The 22,391-nt window shown below is 61.0% G+C and carries 16 protein-coding genes; 5 read left to right on the plus strand and 11 right to left on the minus strand.

The genetic code is table 11. The features are described from left to right. Nucleotides 1-12: 12 nt before the first annotated feature. From mazG to PspR76_RS22145, 7 genes are all read right to left on the minus strand, one after another. Nucleotides 13-846, minus strand: coding sequence for a nucleoside triphosphate pyrophosphohydrolase (gene mazG / locus PspR76_RS22115; RefSeq protein WP_159958730.1), 834 nt, complete (start codon nucleotides 844-846; stop codon nucleotides 13-15). A gap of 153 nt (nucleotides 847-999) precedes the next feature. Then, nucleotides 1,000-3,243: a GTP diphosphokinase gene (relA, locus tag PspR76_RS22120; protein WP_159958732.1), complete on the minus strand. Its 2,244-nt coding sequence runs from the start codon at nucleotides 3,241-3,243 to the stop codon at nucleotides 1,000-1,002. 137 nt (nucleotides 3,244-3,380) lie between these two features. Continuing rightward, nucleotides 3,381-4,733, minus strand: coding sequence for a 23S rRNA (uracil(1939)-C(5))-methyltransferase RlmD (rlmD, locus tag PspR76_RS22125; protein WP_159958734.1), 1,353 nt, complete (start codon nucleotides 4,731-4,733; stop codon nucleotides 3,381-3,383). Next, nucleotides 4,733-5,635, minus strand: a complete 903-nt coding sequence (gene cysM / locus PspR76_RS22130) for a cysteine synthase CysM (RefSeq protein ID WP_159958736.1) — start codon at nucleotides 5,633-5,635, stop codon at nucleotides 4,733-4,735. The genes rlmD and cysM overlap by 1 nt, the downstream gene beginning before the upstream one ends. 107 nt (nucleotides 5,636-5,742) lie before the next feature. After that, a complete protein-coding gene (locus PspR76_RS22135) occupies nucleotides 5,743-11,658 on the minus strand; it encodes an NEL-type E3 ubiquitin ligase domain-containing protein (protein ID WP_159958738.1) in 5,916 nt (1,971 codons plus the stop codon). Nucleotides 11,659-11,729: 71 nt separating this feature from the next. Continuing rightward, nucleotides 11,730-12,320, minus strand: a complete 591-nt coding sequence (locus tag PspR76_RS22140; protein ID WP_159958740.1) for a tRNA-uridine aminocarboxypropyltransferase — start codon at nucleotides 12,318-12,320, stop codon at nucleotides 11,730-11,732. Nucleotides 12,321-12,326: 6 nt separating this feature from the next. Continuing rightward, nucleotides 12,327-13,220: a LysR family transcriptional regulator gene (locus PspR76_RS22145; protein WP_027603788.1), complete on the minus strand. Its 894-nt coding sequence runs from the start codon at nucleotides 13,218-13,220 to the stop codon at nucleotides 12,327-12,329. Between the two features lie 297 nt (nucleotides 13,221-13,517). On the opposite strand from PspR76_RS22145, the gene speB reads away from it, so the two are divergent. From speB to PspR76_RS22165, 4 genes are read left to right on the plus strand one after another with little or no spacing between them, the layout of a single operon-like run. Then, nucleotides 13,518-14,468: an agmatinase gene (gene speB, locus PspR76_RS22150; RefSeq protein WP_003210733.1), complete on the plus strand. Its 951-nt coding sequence runs from the start codon at nucleotides 13,518-13,520 to the stop codon at nucleotides 14,466-14,468. After that, nucleotides 14,468-14,890, plus strand: a complete 423-nt coding sequence (locus PspR76_RS22155) for a YybH family protein (RefSeq protein WP_159958742.1) — start codon at nucleotides 14,468-14,470, stop codon at nucleotides 14,888-14,890. The genes speB and PspR76_RS22155 overlap by 1 nt, the downstream gene beginning before the upstream one ends. Nucleotides 14,891-14,911: 21 nt before the next feature. Next, nucleotides 14,912-16,423, plus strand: coding sequence for a purine-cytosine permease family protein (locus PspR76_RS22160; protein WP_159958744.1), 1,512 nt, complete (start codon nucleotides 14,912-14,914; stop codon nucleotides 16,421-16,423). 35 nt (nucleotides 16,424-16,458) lie between these two features. Then, nucleotides 16,459-17,841, plus strand: a complete 1,383-nt coding sequence (locus PspR76_RS22165) for a sodium:solute symporter (RefSeq protein WP_159958746.1) — start codon at nucleotides 16,459-16,461, stop codon at nucleotides 17,839-17,841. Between the two features lie 131 nt (nucleotides 17,842-17,972). Here PspR76_RS22165 and PspR76_RS31455 read toward each other — a convergent pair whose 3' ends face one another. Further along, nucleotides 17,973-18,095, minus strand: coding sequence for a PA1414 family protein (locus PspR76_RS31455; RefSeq protein ID WP_256347311.1), 123 nt, complete (start codon nucleotides 18,093-18,095; stop codon nucleotides 17,973-17,975). Between the two features lie 141 nt (nucleotides 18,096-18,236). Further along, nucleotides 18,237-19,130 (minus strand): putrescine utilization regulator PtrR, encoded by an 894-nt coding sequence (gene ptrR / locus PspR76_RS22170; protein WP_159958748.1) that lies wholly within the window; start codon nucleotides 19,128-19,130, stop codon nucleotides 18,237-18,239. Nucleotides 19,131-19,233: 103 nt separating this feature from the next. Between ptrR and PspR76_RS22175 the strand changes: the two genes are divergently transcribed. Continuing rightward, on the plus strand, nucleotides 19,234-20,433 hold the full coding sequence (locus PspR76_RS22175) for an MFS transporter (protein ID WP_159958750.1): 1,200 nt from the start codon (nucleotides 19,234-19,236) through the stop codon (nucleotides 20,431-20,433). On the opposite strand, the gene PspR76_RS22180 is transcribed toward PspR76_RS22175, so the two are convergent. Together PspR76_RS22180 and PspR76_RS22185 are read right to left on the minus strand one after the other, a co-directional pair. Continuing rightward, complete coding sequence (locus PspR76_RS22180) at nucleotides 20,345-21,787, minus strand: NCS1 family nucleobase:cation symporter-1 (RefSeq protein WP_159958752.1); 1,443 nt, start codon at nucleotides 21,785-21,787, stop codon at nucleotides 20,345-20,347. The two genes, PspR76_RS22175 and PspR76_RS22180, sit on opposite strands and share 89 nt — an antisense overlap. A 198-nt stretch (nucleotides 21,788-21,985) precedes the next feature. After that, on the minus strand, nucleotides 21,986-22,384 hold the full coding sequence (locus tag PspR76_RS22185; protein WP_159958754.1) for a DUF2177 family protein: 399 nt from the start codon (nucleotides 22,382-22,384) through the stop codon (nucleotides 21,986-21,988). Between the last annotated feature and the right edge of the window lie 7 nt (nucleotides 22,385-22,391).

Below are 22,391 nucleotides of genomic sequence, written 5' to 3' on the forward strand. Positions count from 1 at the left end.
TTAGGCAACTGCTCAACCGCAGCTGGACACATTCTTTTCCTGACGTTTGGCTTCGCCCCACAGGGCGTCCAACGTTTCGAGGGTGCAATCTTCTATGGATTGGTGCGTGTCGCGCAATGCCTGTTCGATAAATCGGAAACGTCGTTCGAACTTGGCATTGGCGCCACGCAGCGCGGCTTCCGGGTCAACCTTGAGATGACGGGCCAGGTTGACCGCCGCAAACAGCAGGTCACCGACTTCATCGGCGATGGCCACCGAGTCGTTATCGGCCATGGCTTCGAGCACTTCATCCAGCTCTTCGCGCACGTTATCCACTACCGGCAAGGCGGCCGGCCAGTCGAAGCCGACCTGGCTGGCGCGCTTTTGCAATTTGGCGGCGCGCGACAGCGATGGCAAGGCCATGGGCACATCATCCAGCAGGGATAATTGCTGCGGCGCCTCGGACTTCTCCGCGCGCTCTTCAGCCTTGATCTGCTCCCAACGCGCCTTGACCTGCTCTTCGCTCAACTGCGGGATATCCAGCGGCGCGTAAAGATCGCCGGTCGGGAACACGTGGGGATGGCGACGAATCAGCTTGCGGGTGATGCTGTCGACCACCCCGGCAAATTCGAAGCGCCCTTCTTCCCGCGCCAGCTGGCTGTAATACACCACCTGAAACAGCAGGTCGCCGAGCTCACCTTGCAGGTGATCGAAGTCACCGCGCTCGATGGCGTCGGCGACTTCGTAGGCTTCTTCCAGGGTGTGCGGGACGATGGTGGCGTAGGTTTGCTTGATGTCCCACGGGCACCCGTATTGGGGATCGCGCAGGCGGTTCATCAGGTGCAGCAGGTCTTCAAGTGAATACATCAGTCTCTTCCGCTGAAGTGGGAACACTGAGGATCAAATGTGGGAGCGGGCTTGCTCGCGAATGCGGTGTATCAGTCAGTACATAGTTAACTGAACCACCGCTTTCGCGAGCAAGCCCGCTCCCACATTTTCAGTCCGCGTTCATCCAGCTACTCATGGGGTGCGATTACGCCGCGTCTCAATGATGTTCGGCAACTGGGAAATGCGCCCCAGCAACCGCCCCAGTGCGTCCAACCCCGGAATCTCGATGGTCAGGGACATCAACGCGGTGTTGTCCTCTTTGTTCGAGCGGGTGTTGACCGCCAGCACGTTGATCCGCTCATTGAGCAGCACTTGCGACACGTCACGCAGCAAACCGGAACGGTCGTAGGCGCGGATGATGATGTCCACCGGGTAGGTGAGCACCGGCACCGGGCCCCAACTGACCTGGATGATGCGCTCCGGCTCGCGCCCGCCCAGTTGCAGCACCGAGGCGCAATCCTGGCGGTGAATGCTCACGCCACGGCCTTGAGTGATGTAACCGACGATGGCATCCCCCGGCAACGGCTGGCAGCAACCGGCCATTTGCGTCATCAGGTTGCCCACACCCTGGATCTGGATATCGCCACGCTTGCCCGGTTTGTAGCCGGTGGCTTTGCGTGGGATCAGCTCCAGCTGCTCGCTGCCGCGCTCCGGCTCGACCAACTGCTGCGCCAGGTTGACCAGCTGCGCCAGGCGCAAATCGCCGGCGCCGAGGGCGGCGAACATGTCTTCGGCGATCTTCATGTTGGCCTTTTCGGCCAGCTTGTCGAAGTCCACCTGTGGCAAGCCCAGGCGCGCCAATTCACGTTCGAGCAGGGTTTTACCGGCGGCAACGTTCTGGTCGCGCGCCTGCAATTTGAACCAGTGGACGATCTTCGCCCGTGCCCGCGACGTGGTGATGTAGCCCAGGTTCGGGTTCAGCCAGTCGCGGCTCGGCGTGCCGTGTTTACTGGTGATGATCTCGACCTGTTCACCGGTCTGCAGGCTGTAGTTGAGCGGCACGATGCGCCCGTTGATCTTGGCGCCCCGGCAGTTGTGGCCGATTTCGGTGTGCACGCGGTAGGCAAAATCCAGCGGCGTAGCGCCCTTGGGCAAGTCGATGGCGTGCCCGTCGGGGGTGAAGATATAGACGCGATCCGGCTCGATATCCACCCGCAGCTGTTCGGCCAGGCCGCCGATGTCGCCGAGTTCTTCGTGCCATTCCAGCACTTGGCGCAGCCAGGAGATTTTCTCTTCGTACTGGTTGGACCCGGCCTTGACGTCGGTGCCCTTGTAGCGCCAGTGCGCGCACACCCCAAGCTCGGCCTCTTCGTGCATGGCGTGGGTGCGAATCTGCACTTCCAGCACCTTGCCCTCGGGGCCGATCACCGCGGTGTGCAGCGAGCGATAGCCGTTTTCCTTGGGGTTGGCGATGTAGTCGTCGAACTCCTTGGGAATGTGCCGCCACAAGGTGTGCACGATACCCAGCGCGGTGTAGCAGTCGCGCATTTCCGGCACCAGCACGCGCACGGCGCGCACGTCGTAGATCTGGCTGAACGCCAGGCCCTTGCGCTGCATTTTGCGCCAGATCGAATAGATGTGTTTGGCCCGGCCGCTGATGTCGGCGTCGACGCCGGTGGCCTGCAACTCGGAACGCAGCTGGCCCATCACGTCGGTGATAAAGCGCTCACGGTCGAGCCGCCGCTCGTGCAGCAGCGTGGCAATCTGTTTGTATTGATCGGGTTCGAGGTAACGGAAGGACAAGTCCTCCAGCTCCCACTTGATATGGCCGATGCCCAGGCGGTGCGCCAGCGGCGCGTAGATATCGAAGACTTCGCGGGCGACACGGTTGCGCTTTTCGTCGTCGGCGGTCTTGACCGCACGGATCGCACAGGTGCGCTCGGCCAGCTTGATCAGCGCGACGCGCACGTCATCGACCATGGCCACGAGCATTTTGCGCAGGTTCTCGACCTGGCCCTGGGTGCCCAGCACCATGGATTGGCGCGGGCTGAGGCTGGCGCTGATGGCGGCCATGCGCAGCACGCCGTCGATCAGCTTGGCGACCACGGCGCCGAAGCGCTGGCTGACCAGCGGCAACGCAATATGCCCTTCGCGTACGCCGCGATAGAGCACGGCGGCGATCAGCGAATCCTGGTCCAGCTTGAGATCGGCGAGGATCTCGGCGATTTCCAACCCGGTGCGAAAGCTTGAGGTGCCTTCCGCCCACAGGTTCTTGGCCGCATTGTTCTGTTGCTCGGACTCACGAGCGAACTCGCAAGCGGCCTTCAAGGCTTCACGGTCCAGTGCCGGGTCGACACTGACGGCATGATCCAGCCATGCCTCGAGATTGATACTGCCGTCGGTGTTGATCGGCTGGTGTGCTCTCACCTGTACCATCTTGCTTACCTTCCCTACGACGCACCTTTGATGCGCCAAAAATCATCGCTGACCTGCTTCATAACCTTAGGCTACGTACAACTCCCTGACAGGTCACGGCCCAGGAGACTACAGGCCAGTCGGATTAAACGGGCATCCTAGCCCGCTTCAAATAACGCCATGGCCTCGACATGAGCTGTCTGTGGAAACATGTCGAGGATCCCGGCACGTTTTAGCCGGTAGCCTTGCTTGACCAACTCAACCGTGTCCCGCGCCAGCGTGGCCGGGTTGCAGGACACATACACCAAGCGCTTCGCGCCCAGGGTGGCGAGCTTGCGCACAACCTCCAGGGCACCATCGCGGGGTGGGTCCAAGAGTACCGCAGAAAAGCCCTGTTTGGCCCATTCCGCGTCGGTCAAAGGCTGGGACAAATCGGCCTGAAAAAACTGCACGTTATGCAAATCGTTGCTGACGGCGTTCTGCGCCGCCCGGTCCACCATGGTCTGCACGCCTTCTACCGCGACCACTTCGCGCACCTGCTTGGCCAGCGGCAGGGCAAAATTACCCAGCCCGCAAAACAGGTCCAGCACCCGCTCGTCTGGTTGTGGCGCCAGCCATTCCAGGGCTTGGGCAACCATCGCCGCATTGACGCCGGCGTTGACCTGCACAAAATCGCCCGGCCGATAAGCCAGTTCCAAATCCCAGTACGCCAACCGATAACCCAAGGTCAAATCCGCGTCGACCGGCTCCGGCTGGCCCTCGCCATGCAGCCACAACTGGGCTTCATGGAAGGTGCAAAATTCTTTCAATACCTGCAGGTCCGCCTCGGACAACGGCGCCATATGCCGCAGCAACACCGCAATCGACGAGCCGCTGAACAGCTCCACGTGCCCCAGTGCCTGAGGTTTGCTCAGGCGGCGCAACATGTTCGGCAAACGCTGCATGATCGGTTGCAAGGCCTGTACCAGCACGGGGCAATCATCGATGGCGACGATGTCCTGACTGGCCACGGCGCGAAAACCGACCTCAAGTTTTTTCGCTTTGGCATCCCAGCGCACGGCCACGCGGGCGCGGCGTCGGTAAGCGAACTGCGGACCACTCAAAGGTGCAGCCCACTCTTGCGGTTCGACACCGGCCACACGCGACAGTTGCTCGGCGAGCATGCGCTGTTTCAGGGCAAGTTGTTCGTCATGGGGCAAGTGCTGCACGCTGCAACCGCCGCAGCGGCCAAAGTGGGCACAGGGTGCCGGGCGGCGCAGTTCGCTGGCCTTGAACACACGCTCGGTGCGTGCCTCGACCACTTTGCCGTGGGCACCCAATACCCGCGCTTCGACCTCTTCGCCGGCCAGCGCGCCATTCACAAACCAGGTGCGGCCTTCGAAGAACACAATGCCACGACCGTCGTTGGCCAGGCGCTCAATGGTCAGGCGTTGTTTCTTGCCGACCGGAATCTGTGGGGCCCGGCTGCCGCCCGTCGGTTGGAAGCGCAGGCCTCTCTCGTGCTTGGCCATCAGTTGGGTTCGTCGAAGATGCCGGTCGACAGGTAACGGTCGCCTCGGTCACAGATGATCGCGACGATCACCGCGTTTTCAACTTCTTTGGACAAACGCAACATACCGGCCACGGCGCCACCGGAGGACACGCCACAGAAGATGCCTTCTTCACGCGCCAGACGGCGGGTGGTGTCTTCGGCTTCACGTTGGGCCATGTCGATGATGCGGTCCACGCGCGTCGCGTTGTAGATCTTCGGCAAATACTCTTCGGGCCAGCGGCGAATGCCGGGGATAGCCGCGCCTTCCATCGGTTGCAGGCCGACGATCTGGATCGCCGGGTTCTGCTCCTTGAGGTAGCGCGAGTTGCCCATGATGGTGCCGGTGGTGCCCATCGAGCTGACGAAATGGGTGATGGTGCCGTGGGTCTGGCGCCAGATCTCCGGGCCGGTGCTGGTGTAGTGCGCTTCGGGGTTGTCGCCGTTGGCGAACTGGTCCAGCACCACGCCACGGCCTTCGGCCGCCATGCGCTCGGCGAGGTCGCGGGCGCCTTCCATGCCTTCTTCCTGGGTGACCAGGATCAGCTGGGCGCCATAGGCGGTCATTGCCGCCTTGCGTTCGGCGCTGCCGTTGTCGGGCATGATCAACACCATCTTGTAACCCTTGATCGCCGCGGCCATGGCCAGGGCGATGCCGGTATTACCCGAGGTGGCTTCGATCAGGGTGTCGCCGGGCTTGATCTGCCCGCGCAGTTCGGCGCGGGTGATCATCGACAGCGCCGGGCGGTCCTTGACGGAGCCGGCCGGGTTGTTGCCTTCGAGCTTGAGCAACAGGGTATTGCTGGTTTCACCCGCCATGCGTTGCAAGCGGACCAGGGGCGTGTTGCCGACGCAATCGGCGATTGTAGGGTACTGCAAGGTCATGGCGTATTCGCAATCCAGACTGCGGGGGCGAACATCATACCGGGAAAGGCTGGCGGGCCATATCACGCATAGTGTGGTGCTTATGGCTTAAAGGCATAAGCAGCCAGTCAGCTGTTCACGAAAGCCATCCATTCGTTGCGGGTCAACTCATGCACCAGACCGGTCTTGGCGTTGTTCATAGGCACAGCCAGGGTCTCGATATAGTTTTTGTATTCGGCTTCGTTCATTTCGCCTTTCCCCACTTTGGCCGTGGCCAGTTCCAGCGCGCGATGGAATTGCTTGAGCGCTGCCTCAAAGCGCTGCGAATACTTGCGCTCCAGGAACGCCACCCAATATTCCTCATCCTCAAGTTTTGCCGGCCAGTTGAACTGCGATTCATCACGCAGAATACGTCGACGTAATTCATTCACGGAATCGGCGTCTGGCACGGCAGTGGCTGTGGCAAATCGCCCGGGCAGCGCAAGGGGCAAGTCGAGGCTGGCGGCCAGGGCAAGTCGATAGACCAGAATGTGCACACAGATTTCGCGATCGGTCGGCAGGTCCAACGCACCCTGCACGTAATAGCGGATGGAGGCCAAGCGCCGCAGCGCCCGGTAATAATTAATGAAGTCAGGGCCCGCATTGGCTACGTTTCCCGAGAGCATCTGCACCGGCAACATCGCCAGTTCGAGGTCATTGAGGCTCAACAGCCACCCATCGATCCCTCCGCTCATATCACCCAGGCGCTCCTCAAAAAGGATTCGGCGCAGCCGGCCATTATGATTGGCCGCCTCAATCAGATTCCAGACGCGCTGTGTAAGGTTCTGGCGCAAGGCTTGATGCTCCGGGGCAATCAACGGGGGATAAGAGGACAGGTGCCATAACAGGTTGAAAAACCGATCGGCCATTCTCTCGCCCGCCAACAGCTGCCATTCAGCGCGCCATTGCGCCATTTCATTGAGCGGGACCGCCACCAGCCAACGCTCAACCGAAGGAAGCGGGAATTCGCCATTGCCCCACAAGCCAAAATAGATGTCTTGATAACCCGGTCGTCTACGGTAACTGCTGAGCCGTTGCAACGTTCCCGGGGAAAGATCGTTGCCCCGAAGATTCATGGCGCGGTGCACTGTTTCATGCAAGAAGAGATCGATCTGCGTAAGCACCTTGATAGCGTTGTCGCGCAAATCGAAGGTGCGAAGATTTTCCAGCGTCACCGCGCCCAGCGGCAAAACATTGATTTGTGTATTCCGCAGTTTGATGACCCGCAATTGCTCCAGGCCATACAGGTTCAATCGTTGCCCCCGCCCCAAAGGGTTATTGGACAGGTCCAGTTTGATCAGGCGCGTCATGCTCTGCAGGTTACTGACATCCCAAAGATTTGGCCGAATCAGGTTGTTCGATAGATACAGCCGCTTCAAATACCAAAGCTGCGACACCTCGTGAGGGATGTGGACCAGACGATTACCGTCGAGATAAAGCGTGCGCAGCGCGGGAAAGCGTCGGAGGAAATGCCTCGGCAATGCTTGCAGTTGGTTATTGCTGAGGCTCAGTTGCATCACATGACCAAAGTGGGCATTTATCTCAGGCAACTCATTCAGGTTCAGGTCATCCAGAGACAGCTCGAACACCACGCCTCGCGTGGAATCCTCTTTGCGCCAGCAAGCCTGAATTCGCTCAGCGGCCTCGCGCCGCGCGGCCTGCTGAGCAGCCTCCGGTGCCTGCGCAGACCAACGTTCAAGCGCGCCCTTCAAAGCCGCTCGCTCCTGGAAAAGTGTATCAATGGCCGTGTCGCGCTCGCTCACGGAATCACTCAGGTTTTCCAGTATCTTAAACACTTCCTCATCAGTTTTAGACGGAAACAACTCACGCATACGCGCCACTTGCTGGCGATCCACCGGGCCCCATCCATCACCACCGCTCAACGGATAACCCATCCGCCCGTCAGCCATACGACGCGGCGGGTTGTACCAGGCGGGCCAGCCTATCCCCAGCAGCGCGTCGACCGACTCCCCTTTAGGTTCCTGACGATGACCGATCTCCTGCAGCAACTCTTCGACTCCGCCCACGTGGGTGTAGCCCAACGCCTGGCGTTCCCGAGGCGGCAGCGCGGCTAACAAAACAGGCAGGAAAGCCCCAGGGCTTCCCACCGATTGCCGAGTGCCGTCCGTTTGAGGGGCGTACGCCTGATAATGACCGGCCACCGGCTCCAGCACGCGCTTGAGCGCTGCATCGACGGGGCCGATGCTGTCGAGCAGTCGCGCCTGCGCCCGCACTTCAACCCGCAAGTGCCGTGGCCAGCCGTCGATATCCGGCAAGGTGTGCAGGATCAACTTCGCACTGTCGTGACTTGCTGCTGCGGGAAGGAACAGCCCCTCTAAAGCCCGGGCCCTGCGCAACTGCTTGAGCCACCAACGGATATAAGGGGTGAGGGTCAAGGGCACGCGGCCAGCCTCCAGGCTCTGCACCTCATCCGCCGAGGCCTGACGTACCAGGCTCTCGGCCACCGTCGCCGTCAAGCCGATAAAGTGATGCTGCAGCCGCTGCGCCAGTGGGTCTGAAGAAGGTTTATGACACAGCGCGTCGAAAAAATTCCGTTCCATCTGCGGCGGGTCTATTTCGACCTTGGACTCCAGCACCGTGACCTGATCGACGCGCGACGCTCCCGCCACCCCGACCAGCGCGTCGGCGGCCTCAGGCCCAAGCTCACCCAGCAGCTCAGCGTAAAAACCCTGCCCTCGCGCCACGCCCGCCTTGACCCGCTGCTGAATCGTGAACCGCTCAATCGTCTCTAACAGCAGCACGGGGGGGCGCTCATTACGCACATGCACCCGTCGCAGGATGCCCGGCGTCACCGCGCTGATGGTTTGGATCTGCTCAATGGCATCCGGCGACAACGAGCGCGTCACCGGCCCGAGGCGCCAAAACGGTTTCTGCCCATCCCACGTCAGCGGGTTTTCCCACTCGTGGCGCCAGGCGCCGGCGCCGTTGCTGACCAATACCGGTGCGTAAGCATCTTCCAAAGAGGGGTGAAGAATTCGCCACGGCTCAAGTGTGCCCGCGCGGTCGACTTTGAAATACTGGCCCTCGAGGGCCAGGTAGCGATCCGGCCCAAGGCTGTAGAGGCCCAGAGCGTCTGGTTCGGGTAGCCTGCTCGGCATATCGGCGGTGCTCGCGTACTGCGCAATTTCGCGCTGGCGAGGATGAAACGAGCCATCAGGCGCGCGATTACGCAACAGGGCCTGGGCCACCTGGTAGCGGAACTCGGTGATTGCCTGTTGCTGATTCCACCCCAGTACAGACAGACCCAGTTCGGAGATCTGGCTGACGATCGCCGCGTAAAAACTGTCGGCGCCGGTCACTGTGGCACCCACCCGGCGCTCTGTGGGGTCGTAAGGTGCAAATTGACCTTGATCCTGATCGATGACCACCAGCGTCCGGTCCTTTGGCCCCCGCAAACTATAAGGCACAGCTTGTCCCTTGGGGCTGACAACCAACGCCTGGCCGGTAAAGCCGCGCAATACGCCAGCGGCGAACTCTGCGGCCCAGTGCTGCGTCTGTCGGTCGAACCGCCGCGGATGGAGGAGCCCATCGACGATGGCCTCGCGGCGCCCCACTTGATGGGCGGCACGCAATGCGCTGTAAAGTGCTTCGGGTTGCAGTTGCGAATGCAACAGTTGGGTTTGCTGGTGCGCCGACAGCGGGTGTTCACGCAACACCTCCAGTAACCGCGCCAGGCTCAATTGCGGGTGCAAAGCCTGTAGCTGTGTAATCACGGCGGGGGCGGGATGCGCTTGGCCGATACGGTCAGGCAACAGGTTGCGCACTGACGCGCCGGCGCCACTCGGCATTGCCCGGCTGGCATCGGCAAAGCGAGTAAGTGCGTCGAACAAATCGAATTTCAAGGTGTTGGCCAATGCCGCGAGCTGCTGACGAATCGGTTGTTCGCCTGCGGGAAAAATAGCCGGCAACATGTCCACTATCGCCTGGGGTAAGTGTAGCGCAATGCGGCGTGGCGTGGCGTAGGCAAATTGATAGTTTTCCAACTGAGTCACGGTCACCACCTGCGTCGTTGGGCGAGTGGCGTCTTTGCTATAGCGTCGAATCTCCTGGCCTTGGTGGTTTTCAATGCTCAAGGCGGTGCCCACGGGCCAGGCCTCCAACTGGGTCAGCAAAGGTGCCAGGACCTGAACGGCACCGACGGGGCCGGGACCACGGGCATCCTCCCCCTCAATCACCCAGTCGATAAGCCTGTCGGCGTTGAACCGGTGCACGGCCTCGACCAGCGACGCTGACGGCGGCGCGCCTTCCCAGACCTGCTGCAAGGCGTCCCGCGACGTGCCGCTCGCATCAAGCACCGCCTGCATATCCCGCGCCGCGGCGTGCTGGCTGCCAAGCATTCTTTCGAGCAGTTGAGGGTTCGTCAGCTGCTGGGCATCCGGGGCGGCATGACGCCGCTGGGACAGTTGGCGGTACAACCGTTGGTGGCGACGCTGCACGCTCATAGCCAGGCGGGTATGCAGGCGCGCACTGATGAGTAAATCGGCCAGGTCGACAACCCCCTGGAGCAACTCATCTGGCTGACCTTGCAGCGCCTGGTGCCCACCGTCGATCAAGGCGCGCTCCATCGCCACAAACAGCGCGAACGCACGTACCCGCCCCAAGCCTTTCAACGCCCCAGGCACCGGGGTCAAGAGCAGCGTGATAATTTCACTGATCAGCGTCTGGGCAAGCTCAATCATGGTCGGCATGAAACCGGGTGTTTCGTTGGCCAGCTCTTTGAGGTTGTCTGCACAGCGCTGGACGTAGAAGTTGCTCAAACTGACCAGGGGCACCTGTTGTACCGTTACACGCGCATAACCGATTTTCTGGACTGTGCCGAGCGTGGGAATGGCTTGAGCCAACCGATAGAGCAGTTTGGCGAATCCCTCTGTAGCGCCTGTGAAGTCAGGCGGCGGCCCGACCTTGACGATATTGATCAGCCGCGCGCTGTCACGCAGCGACATGGCTTGATAAAGCCAGTCGACCTTGCCCTTGCGATAAAAGCCGTGGAACGCAACGTAAAACTCTTCGCAAGCATCACGGTGACTGTCATGGTGGCGCAGAGAGCCGCCGGGGCGGTTGGGGAAAAAACTGAAGGCTCCCGGGCAATCACTGACGGCAAAAACCAGGTGCGGGATGCTCAGGCAATCACCCGCTGGCTCACTCGCGTATTGACCGGTCAGGCCAATGTGTTGAGGTATCCAGCTGGTGTTATCCACCCCATGGGGGATGAACAGCCGCATTTCCTCCACTCTCCCCCAGCGCACCTCCCCCGCTAACGCGCGCTTCACTTGCTGATACTGGTGCCGGTCGACCCGACTGGCCGCCGTATCTCTAAGCGCTTCGATCAAGGCAAATTCGAGCTCGGCCGTCGCCAACGCCATGATGCCGCGCCCCAACGAACCGTTGGCCTGCAGTGCTCGTTGCAGTTGCGTATTGAGCTGCGCGCCAATATCGAGCCTGCGCACCATTGCGATGAACTGGCCGGCAGTGGCGCTGACTCCGTCGTCCAGATAACTGGCACCGGCAAGGCCTGTGCGGCCAGGAAAGGTCCAACCGGTCAGGCCGTCGTAGTTCAAGCAGGCCGCATCCCACAAGGTCAGGCTGGCGACCTTTATCGCCCCCTCAGCAGCGCCGCGCTGTTCGCCGCCCGATGCTTTATAACGGGTGTAAATGCGCGTGACGGTGGGGTCAATATCCTGACCGGTCAGCTTCTTCAACTCAGCGCGCAGTTCGCTCCCTGCGTGTTGCTCAAATGCCTCGGTCAGTTGCTGGACAGCCTTCTCCAGGGTGTGCTGGGCATCGACCCAAGCCTTCTGCAGGCGCACGTACTCGAATGTTTCCTGTTCATTGAGCACGCCAAAAAAACTGCCGAACTTTTCCCGCATGGCGTCCAGGCCTTGCAAAGCCGACCATTCGGGGGCAGCCATCAACACGGTTTGTTGCGCCGCTATGTATTCGCGCAGCGAGTCCTGTGGCGTACTGCTGGTAATCGGCTCGACCATTTCTGTGTTCCTGAAAAGGTCAGCCTATCGCGCGCCCTGCGTCTATTCGGGTAGTTATGTAGCGCTCGGCATCAGCCATGGTTTTTGTCGAAAACCGCAGGCCCCATTGCCGCTATCTGGCCTTCGATCAACGCGTCGAAAGGCTTGAGCAATGGCTCGAATGAAGCCGGTGCTTCCAGCACTTGCAATGCTTGCGCGATAGCCTCCACGGTGGACAAGGCACCGGGCCCTGGCGCCTTGCGCAGTCGATAGCGCGACACGCTGTCGCCCGCCAGCGTCACCCGTGGCAATGCAGCCAGTAAAGGATTGAGGTGCAGCAATTTGCGCGCCTTGCGCCAGGTGCCATCAGGCACGACCAACAACAGCGGCGCGTCGTCAGGCGCATAGGCTTGCAGAGGCTGGGCGTCGTCAGCAGGAAACAGCAGGCGCGCCTGATAACCAGGCGGGTTCAATAACGTCGCCAGGTCGTCGAACACCTCGCCCACCACCAACTGCGCATTGTTCAACCCCAACGCCGCCAACCGCGCGGTGTTGAGCGCGTGGCTGACCTCACTCGGGTGCTGCAACAGCAACACGCGAGTGCGGCTGTCGAGGCTGGGAATCAACGCGCACAGGCAGTGAGTGGCAGGCCTGAGGCAACGGGAACACTGGGGTCTGGACATGGTTTTTCAGGCCTGATTGAGCTGGGCTTTGAGTAAGTCGCGAAAGGTTTGGATCAGCGGTTCACGGCTACGGCCACGGCGCATGATCATCGAGAACGGCGCCTGATAGCCGAAGGTTGCCGGCAGCAGCACACGCAGGTCGCCCTTGTCGGCCCACGCCTGGGCGTAGTGCTCGGGCAGGTAGCCGATATAGGCGCCGGACAGCACCAGAATCAGCTGCGCCTCCATACTTTCCACGGTTGCCGCGCTGTGTTTGAAGCCGTGGCGCGCCAGCTCGGCCTGGCTCCAGTAGCCGCGCCCGACCATGCGTTGCTGGGTGATCACTTGTTCGGGAATACGCCGTTCGCTGAACAACGGGTGCCGGGTGCTGCAATACAGCCAGTGCTGCTCACGGTACAGCGGCATGTAGATCAACCCGCTCATGCGGTTGGAAAAAGCGCCGATGGCCAAATCCAGGCGGTTGTCCTGCACGCCCAGTTGCAGCTCATAAGGGCTCATCACCGACAAATTCAAGTGCACCGCCGGGTGTTCCAGGCTGTAGGCGCCGATCACCTCGGCAAAGGGCAGCGCCTTGTCGCTGACGGTGGAGTCGAGCACGCCGAGCTTAAGGGTGCCGCGCAACTCGCCTTTCAGCGCGGCGGCGTATTGCTCGAAACCTTCCAGCTCGCCCAGCAGGCGCAAAGTTTCCTGATGGAACAGCTCGCCTTTGCTGGTCAGGCTGAACCCGCCACGCCCGCGATGGCACAACACCAGGCCCAAGGCCGATTCGAGCTGGCTCATGTAGGTGCTGATCGCCGAGGTCGACAGGTTGAGTTCATGCTGGGCGTTGGCGAACCCCTGATGCCGCACGACGCTGACGAAGATGCGCAGGAGTTTCAGGTCGGGCAAGGCGTTGGCCATGGGGTCTCCAGATTCAGCTAATGCGCCGCGATCCCATTGTGGGAGCTGGCTTGCCTGCGATGGCGGCGTATCAAACAAAGCTATGTGGCTGACCCACCGCTATCGCAGGCAAGCCAGCTCCCACCGTTGGACGGTGCTCGACAGAAGGATCGGTCAACCCCAACACAGACGAGCGAGTTTACCTCAGCCATTAGTTTAGAAAAATCTGAACTAAGTATTTGCCTCTGCCGATTCTTCCCGCCCCGGGCTTTTCGCAGAATCGGCCCCTAATAAACAAAACAACGATGAGGCAATCCCGTGGACAAGATTTTTCACCAACCACTGGGCGGCAACGAAATGCCGCGCTTCGCCGGCATCGCCACCATGATGCGACTTCCCCACTTGCAGTCGGCCAAGGGCCTGGACGCCGCCTTTGTCGGCGTGCCCCTGGACATCGGCACCTCGCTGCGCGCCGGCACCCGCTTCGGGCCGCGTGAAATCCGCGCCGAATCGGTGATGATCCGCCCCTACAACATGGCCACCGGCGCCGCGCCGTTTGACTCGTTGTCGGTTGCCGACATCGGCGATGTGGCGATCAACACCTTCAACCTGCTCGACGCCGTGCGCATCATCGAAGAAGCCTACGATGAGATCCTCGAGCACAATGTGATCCCGATGACCCTGGGTGGCGACCACACCATCACCCTGCCGATCCTGCGGGCGATCCACAAGAAACACGGCAAGGTCGGGCTGGTGCACATCGACGCGCACGCCGACGTCAACGACCATATGTTCGGCGAGAAAATCGCCCACGGCACCACCTTCCGCCGCGCGGTGGAAGAAGGCTTGCTCGATTGCGACCGCGTGGTTCAAATCGGCCTGCGCGCCCAGGGCTACACCGCCGAAGACTTCAACTGGAGCCGCAAACAGGGGTTCCGTGTGGTCCAGGCCGAAGAATGCTGGCACCACTCTCTCGCGCCACTGATGGCCGAAGTGCGGGAGAAAGTCGGCGGCGGCCCGGTGTACCTGAGCTTTGATATCGACGGTATCGACCCGGCCTGGGCACCCGGCACCGGCACGCCGGAAATCGGCGGGCTGACCACCATCCAGGCCATCGAAATCATCCGTGGTTGCCAGGGCCTCGACCTGATTGGTTGCGATCTGGTAGAAGTTTCGCCGCCGTACGACACCACCGGCAACACCTCGCTGCTCGGCGCCAACCTGCTGTACGAGATGCTCTGCGTACTGCCCGGCGTGGCGCACCGCTGATGAGCGCGCACGAGGTGCTGCAAGCCGCGGCCGACCTGGTCTCGGCCTTCGCCCGCAATGACCGCGCCGCCTACTTCGGCGCGTTCACGGCGGATGCCAGCTTCGTGTTCTACACCCTCCCCCAGCCGCTGCTCAGCCGCGATGCCTACCAGGCAGTGTGGGACAGCTGGCGCCGGGACGAGGGGTTTGAGGTGCTGTCGTGCACCTCAAGCAACGCCGTTGTCAGCCTGCAAGGTGACGTGGCGATTTTTATTCATGACGTGGCCACCGAGCTGCGCATGAACGGGGAGCAATTTTTTAGCCAGGAGCGCGAGACCATTGTCTTTAAACGGCAAGGGGCAGACGCACAACAAGAACAAGGCCTGTGGCTGGCCTGTCACGAACATTTGTCCGCTATGCCGGAAGGGCTGCCGCCCCATTAGCCAATGTGATCGGAGCTGATCATGAATAATAAAAACAACGATAAAAGTATTCGAAAGATAGAAACCAACGGGGTCGAACAGATCCCGGACCACGAACGTACCGCCGGGCCCAAGGATCTGTTTCGTCTGATCTTCGGCGGTGCCAATACCTTTGCCACCGCCGTGCTGGGCTCATTCCCCGTGCTGTTCGGCTTGTCGTTCCAGGCCGGTGTCTGGGCGATTGTGCTGGGCGTGCTGGTGGGCGCGGTGATCCTGGCGCCGATGGGCCTGTTCGGGCCGATCAATGGCACGAACAACGCCGTGTCTTCCGGTGCGCACTTTGGTGTCCACGGGCGGATTGTCGGCTCGTTTCTGTCGCTGCTGACGGCGATTGCCTTCTTCTCACTGTCGGTGTGGAGTTCAGGTGATGCACTGGTCGGCGGTGCGAAACGGCTGATCGGCCTGCCGGAAACAGACCTGACCCTGGGCCTGGCCTACGGTCTGTTCGCCCTGCTGGTGCTGACCGTGTGCATCTATGGTTTTCGCTTCATGCTGTGGGTCAACCGTATCGCGGTGTGGGCAGCGAGCCTGCTGTTCCTGCTGGGTATCTTCGCCTTTGCACCGGCCTTCGACAGCCACTTCGCTGGCACTGTCGCGCTTGGCCAGACCGGCTTCTGGGCTGCCTTCATTGGCGCTGCGCTGGTGGCCATGAGCAACCCGATTTCCTTTGGGGCATTTCTCGGTGACTGGTCGCGCTACATCCCGCGTGAGACGCCGAAAATGCGCATCATGCTGGCCGTCGTCCTGGCCCAGATCGCCACCTTGATTCCGTTTCTGTTCGGCTTGGCCACCGCGACCATCGTGGCGATCAAGGCACCGGACTACATCGCCGCGAACAACTACGTCGGCGGCTTGCTGGCCGTGGCACCGAGCTGGTTCTTCCTGCCGGTGTGCCTGATTGCGGTGATCGGCGGCATGTCAACCGGCACCACCTCGCTGTATGGCACGGGGCTGGACATGTCCAGCGTGTTCCCGCGCCTGCTGTCGCGGGTCAAGGCCACGCTGCTGATCGGGGTGATGTCGATTGCCTTCATCTTTATCGGACGTTTCGCCGCCAACCTGGTGCAGAGCGTGTCGACCTTCGCCGTGCTGATCATCACCTGCACCACGCCGTGGATGGTGATGATGATCATCGGCCTGATCGTGCGCCGCGGCTTCTATTGCCCGGATGACTTGCAGGTGTTCACCCGCGGTGAAACCGGTGGGCGCTACTGGTTCAGCCATGGCTGGAACTGGCGCGGGCTGGGGGCCTGGATCCCGAGTGCGTTGGTGGGCCTGTGCTTCGTCAACCTGCCGGGGCAGTTTGTCGGGCCGCTGGGCAACCTGGCCGATGGCATCGATATCAGCTTGCCGGTAACGCTGGGGCTGGCGTCGGTGGTGTACCTGAGTTTGCTTCGCCTGTTCCCGGAACCAGCGGCTGTTTATGGCCCCACCGCCCCTCGCAGCCAGCGCACGGATGCGCGCGTTAAATCGGCACTGCAACAAGCCGCCTGATCGCCCATAAAAACGATAATCGGAGACCCGCCGTCATGGCTTTGGATTTATTCGTCGTACTCATCTACGCCGCCGGCATGCTCGTGCTCGGCTATTACGGCATGCGCCGCGCCAAGACCCACGAAGACTACCTCGTCGCCGGTCGTAACCTGGGTCCGTCGCTGTACATGGGCACCATGGCTGCCACCGTGCTGGGCGGTGCGTCCACCGTCGGCACCGTGCGCCTGGGCTATGTCCACGGTATTTCCGGCTTCTGGCTGTGCGCCGCACTGGGTGCCGGGATCATCGCGCTGAACCTGTTCCTGGCCAAGCCGCTGCTGAAGCTGAAGATCTTCACCGTCACCCAAGTCCTGGAAAAACGCTACAACCCCATGGCCCGTCAAGCGAGCGCAGTGATCATGCTGGCCTACGCGCTGATGATCGGCGTGACCTCGATCCTGGCCATCGGCACCGTGCTGCAAGTGCTGTTCGGCCTGCCGTTCTGGGTCTCGGTGTTGCTGGGCGGTGGCGTGGTGGTGGTGTATTCAACCATCGGCGGCATGTGGTCGCTGACGCTGACCGACATCGTGCAGTTCGTGATCAAGACCGTCGGCCTGATGTTTATCCTGCTGCCGATCTGCCTGTACCGCGTCGGCGGCTGGGACCAACTGGTGGCCAAGCTGCCGGCGTCGAATTTCAGCTTCACCGAAATCGGCTGGGACACGATCATCACCTACTTCATGATCTACTTTTTCGGCATCCTGATCGGCCAGGACATCTGGCAACGGGTGTTCACCGCCCGTGACGAAAAGGTCGCCCAGTACGCAGGCACGTTCGCCGGTTTCTACTGCATCCTCTACGGCCTGGCCTGCGCGTTGATCGGCATGGCGGCGCACGTACTGCTGCCGAACCTGGACAACGTCAACAACGCCTTCGCCGCCATCGTCAAAGCCTCGCTGCCGGACGGCATTCGCGGCCTGGTGATTGCCGCTGCCCTGGCAGCGATGATGTCCACCGCCAGCGCCGGTTTGCTCGCCGCCTCCACCGTATTGACCGAAGACCTGCTGCCGCGTCTGCGTGGCGGCAAGCAATCGAGCCTGAACATCAACCGCCTGTTTACCCTGCTGACCGGCTTTGCCGTGCTGGGTATCGCGCTGGTGGTGAATGATGTGATCAGCGCCCTGACCCTGGCCTACAACCTGTTGGTGGGCGGCATGCTGATCCCATTGATGGGCGCGATTTTCTGGAAGCGCGCGACCACATCGGGGGCGATTGCGTCCATGACCTTGGGCTTCGTAACCGCGCTGGTGTTTATGTTCAAGGATGGTTTGGACGCGAACACGCCGATCTACTACAGCCTGGCGGTCGGGCTGGTGAGTTTTGTACTGGTGAGTATGGTGTCGCGCCGGCCGGAGGCAGTGGTGGCGCGAGCGATTTGAGCTATAAAAGAAGTTAAAGCGGTTTCTTCAGCGGGTGCGACGTCGGATGTCGCGCCCGTTTTTTTTGCCCTACACAAAGCAAAAGTGGGAGCGGTCTTGCTCCCACATTTAAACTGTGGCCGGCCGAACGATTAGCGCCGACGTGGACGACGCTGCTCATCATCTGTGCGAATCGGCACAGGTTGCAGCGGTGGCTCGATCAAACCGAGCGCGACGCCAACGTCGTGGAGCCAGTTTTGAATTTTCTCTTTCATGGTTGTCCCCTTTGCGGGTAATGCGAGTCGGCGAGAGTTTTTCGCCTTTTCCTACAGTGATAGTAGCCCTAAGCCCTACGTAATGCTTGAACGAAAACACAACGAACTATTACTGAATTGATCCAAATCCAGACGGATCGTTCAAGCAATCGCGCGGGCGTCCTGCAAGAAATTGGCTTTACCTTCCTGCTGCAGGTCGATCCATGCGTTGAGGTTAGCGCCGAGCATACCCTTTCGCCACATCAGCCAGGTCGTTGCAGTAGCAAAAGGCCCTGTCAGGGGATGAACGGACACACTGCCCTTGCCTGGCAAGCTGTCGAGCATCGATTCGGACATCAATGCCACGCCGGATCCGGCAATGACGCAGGCAAGCATGCCCTGATAGGACTCAATCTCAATTGCTCGGCCCATGGCCACCCGCTCGTGAGAAAACCAAGTCTCCAACCGTTCGCGGTAGGCGCAACTGCGGCGAAAAGTGAAGACCGAGCGACCGGCAACATCCTGCGGCCCACGCACAGGCGGGTGATCAGCCTCGCAAATCAGCACCAGGCGTTCTTCGCACAGCGGCACGCCGTCCAATGTGGCGATGGTCAGCGGGCCGTCCACCAGCGCCGCGTCCAAACGACCGGTGATCAGCCCTTCCAGCAGTTCACCGCTGGGCGCCGACTGCACCTGCAGGTTCACCATCGGATAGGCCTTGTGATAACGCGCCAGCAGTTGGGGCAAATGAATCGCGGCGGTGCTGTACATGCTGCCAAGCACAAAGTCACCGGCCGGCTGCCCACCCTGCACGGCGCCGTGGGCTTCGTCGTGCAGTGCGATCAGACGCGTGCTGTAGTCCAGCAACACTTTGCCCGCAGGAGAAAGCTGCAAACGCTGGCGCTCGCGAACGAACAGCTCGACACCGAGCTGCTCTTCCATTTGCTTGAGCCGGGTCGACAAGTTCGACGGCACGCGGTGCAGGCGCTCGGCAGCACGGGTGATGGAGCCCTCTTCCGCCACAGCCTGGAAGATCCGCAATTGACTGAACTCCATACCTTTCTCCAAAACTGAACAAGTTACTCACTATTATTCATTTTTACAGAAAGTCAATTCACTTTAGCCTAAAGGTCTTCGCTTCCTTGCAGGAAACCTGAACATGTCACCGCTGATTCGCTTACTCGCCAGCTTTATCGCGCTAATGATGGCCATGGGCATAGGCCGCTTCGCCCTCACCCCGCAAATGCCGCATTTGCTCAGCGAGGGGCAGATCGACCTGACCGGCGCCGGGCTGATCGCCGCCGCCAACTACCTCGGTTACTTCGTCGGTGCAGTGGATTCGATTTTTGCGCGCAGCCACCACCACGTGCGGGGGCGCCTGTATGGCGGGTTATGGCTGTGCGTACTGCTGACTCTGGCGTCGTATTGGGCGCATGGGTTCTGGCCGCATTTGCTGTTGCGCTTTGGAACCGGCGTCGCGAGTGCCTGGGCACTGGTGATGATCACCAGTTTGAGCCAGCCGCTGGCAATCGCTGCCGGGCGCCCGCGCTTGGGCGCGTTGGTGTTTGCCGGCCCGGGGCTGGGGATTCTGTTGACTGGCTTGCTGGCGCTGGGCTCCAACCTGCTGGGCCAGGACTCTGCCACCTTGTGGCTAATATATGGCGTGGTGGCGCTGGTGATGCTGCTGGCGATCCTGCCGTTTTTACCGAAACCGACCGCCACGGTTACCCACACCACCAGTGCGGGCAGCAACGGCAGCATTGCGCACCTGTGCTGGATTTACTTTCTGTATGGCCTGGGCTACATCATCCCGGCGACCTTTTTGTCGCAGATGGCCAGTGCGCAATTCAAGGGTGCCTGGCAGGCCGACCTGTTCTGGCCCTGCTTTGGGCTCGCCGCCGCACTGGGCGTGGTGGTGGCGAGCCTGCGCCGCAAAGACCCGAACACCACTCGCCGCTGGCTGATGACAACCTTGTGGCTGCAAGCGGGCGGAGTATTTGCCTGCCTGCTGGGCAATGGCTGGGGCCTGGCGCTGGGCGTGTTGCTGTGCGGCGCGCCATTCCTGGCCTGCATGCAACTGGTGATGGCGCGCTTGCGTGAGGTGGCGCCCCACGGCTACCAGCGCAGTACCGGCTTGCTGACCGCCAGCTTTGCCATCGGCCAATTGAGCGGCCCGCTGCTGGCGTCGGTGAGCAGCCATCTCAGCGGTGACCTGCAACCGGCACTGATAGTCGCAGGTGCCGGCTTGTTACTCGCAGGTGCAGTGTTGCTCAACCGGCAACCATCGGCGTCGGGATGCGAACCTGCTCTCGCCGCGCCAGGACCAGGAAAAACAGCCCACCCAGGAAGCAGCCGGTAAACCAGGCAAAGTTGGCCATGCCCTGCAATGCCGGCGTGAAGGTGATCGCAACGCCCACCAGCGTCGCCGGCACCAAGGCTTTGACGGCCGTCCAGTTCACGCCGCCGTCGAAGTAATAGCGCCCGCTCGGGCTGTCATCGAACAGGGCATCCACGTCGATTTTCTGTTTTTTGATCAGGTAGAAGTCCACCAACAGGATCCCGAACAGCGGCCCGATAAAGGCGGCGAGAATATCCAGGGTGTAGTGAATCATCAGCGGATTGTTGAACAGGTTCCATGGGGTAATGAAGATCGACGCGACTGCCGCGATCATCCCACCGGCACGCCAGCTGATTTTGCTCGGCGCGACGTTGGCGAAGTCAAACGCAGGGGATACGAAGTTGGCGACAATGTTGATGCCGATGGTAGCCGTCACGAAGGCAAAGGCGCCAAGCAATACGGCCATGCTGTTGTCGATACGCGAAACGGTGGCAATCGGGTCGTGCAGCATTTCGCCAAACACCGGCAAGGTGCCCGACACGATGACGACGGTCACCAGCGAGAACGCCAGGAAATTCACCGGCAGCCCCCAGAAATTGCCGCGACGCACGTCGCGCATGCTGCGGCAGTAGCGGCTGAAATCGCCGAAATTCAGCGTCGGCCCGGAGAAATACGACACCACCAGCGCCGTTGCCACAATCACCTGACCAACAGCCTGCCAGCCCGACAAGGACTTTTCTGCCAGGGTGAAGCTGATATTGGCCCAGCCGGCCTTCCACACAATCCAGCCTGCCAGGGCGAACATCACCGCGTAGACCACCGGACCCGCCCAGTCGATAAAGCGTCGGATGGATTCCATACCGGCCCAGAACACCGCAGCTTGCAACACCCACAAGCTAAGGAAACCAAACCAGCCCAAGTAAGACAGGCCGGCAAAATGCGGTTCTGCATATACCGCCATTTGTGGGAAAAAGCGCAGCACCACGATGATCAAGGCACTCGAGGCCAGGTACGTCTGAATCCCATACCAGGCCACCGCGATCAAGCCGCGTATCACTGCCGGAATATTCGCCCCGAATACGCCAAAGGCCAGCCGGCAGATAACCGGATACGGCACCGCCGCTTGCTGACTCGGTTTGGCCACCAGATTGGCGATCAATTGCACGATGCAAATGCCCGCGAGCAACGCGATCAGCACCTGCCAGCTGGCCAGCCCGAGCGCAAACAGGCTGGCGGCGAAGACGTAACCGCCGACGCTGTGCACGTCGCTCATCCAGAAGGCGAAGATGTTGTACCAGGTCCACTTTTGCGGCAGTGGGCCCAGGTCCTGGTTGTACAGGCGCGGGCTGTAGCCTTTGGGCAATTGTTCGGTCATCGCTTGGCTCCTCGAAATACCGGCCTGCGCTGCCGTAACAGAATGCATACGGGAGGCGGCATGGTTTGTATACGAGGTATTCAGCAGAATAAGTGCCAATGGCACACAATCCCTCTGGAACGGCGATCCAAAGGGATTGATAAGGGCTTAAGGCCGGGTGCTACGCTCAGCAACGGTGCACATTAATCCTGTACACAATCAGCGTTGCACCCGATGTGCACACAGATAACCGACGGTACAACACGCGGCCGTCAGGAACGTGCCCCAGGCCATGTCCATGACCGCCAAGCCAGCAGACCAGCCTTGCAGCGTGGCCCAGTTGCTCAAGTCATAGGTGCCATAGGCCACCAAGCCAAGCAGCGCACCCAGGCGCGCGGCCCGTTGCCAACTGCCGCTTGGCAGGACCACGAACACCACACAACCGATGACATACAAAAGGTAGAACAGCACGGCAGGCAGCAGCCGAGGCTGATCAAGCATCAGCGAGCCGAGCAGGGATTTGTAGGTCGGCCCCATGAGGACGCCGAGCCAGAGGCCGTCGAGCACCAAAAAAGCGAGCAAGGTGCCGAGGTAAGCGAACAGTGTTTTTTTGGTCATTCACGCA

This window comes from Pseudomonas sp. R76 (assembly GCF_009834565.1).
Classification (GTDB): Bacteria; Pseudomonadota; Gammaproteobacteria; order Pseudomonadales; family Pseudomonadaceae; genus Aquipseudomonas.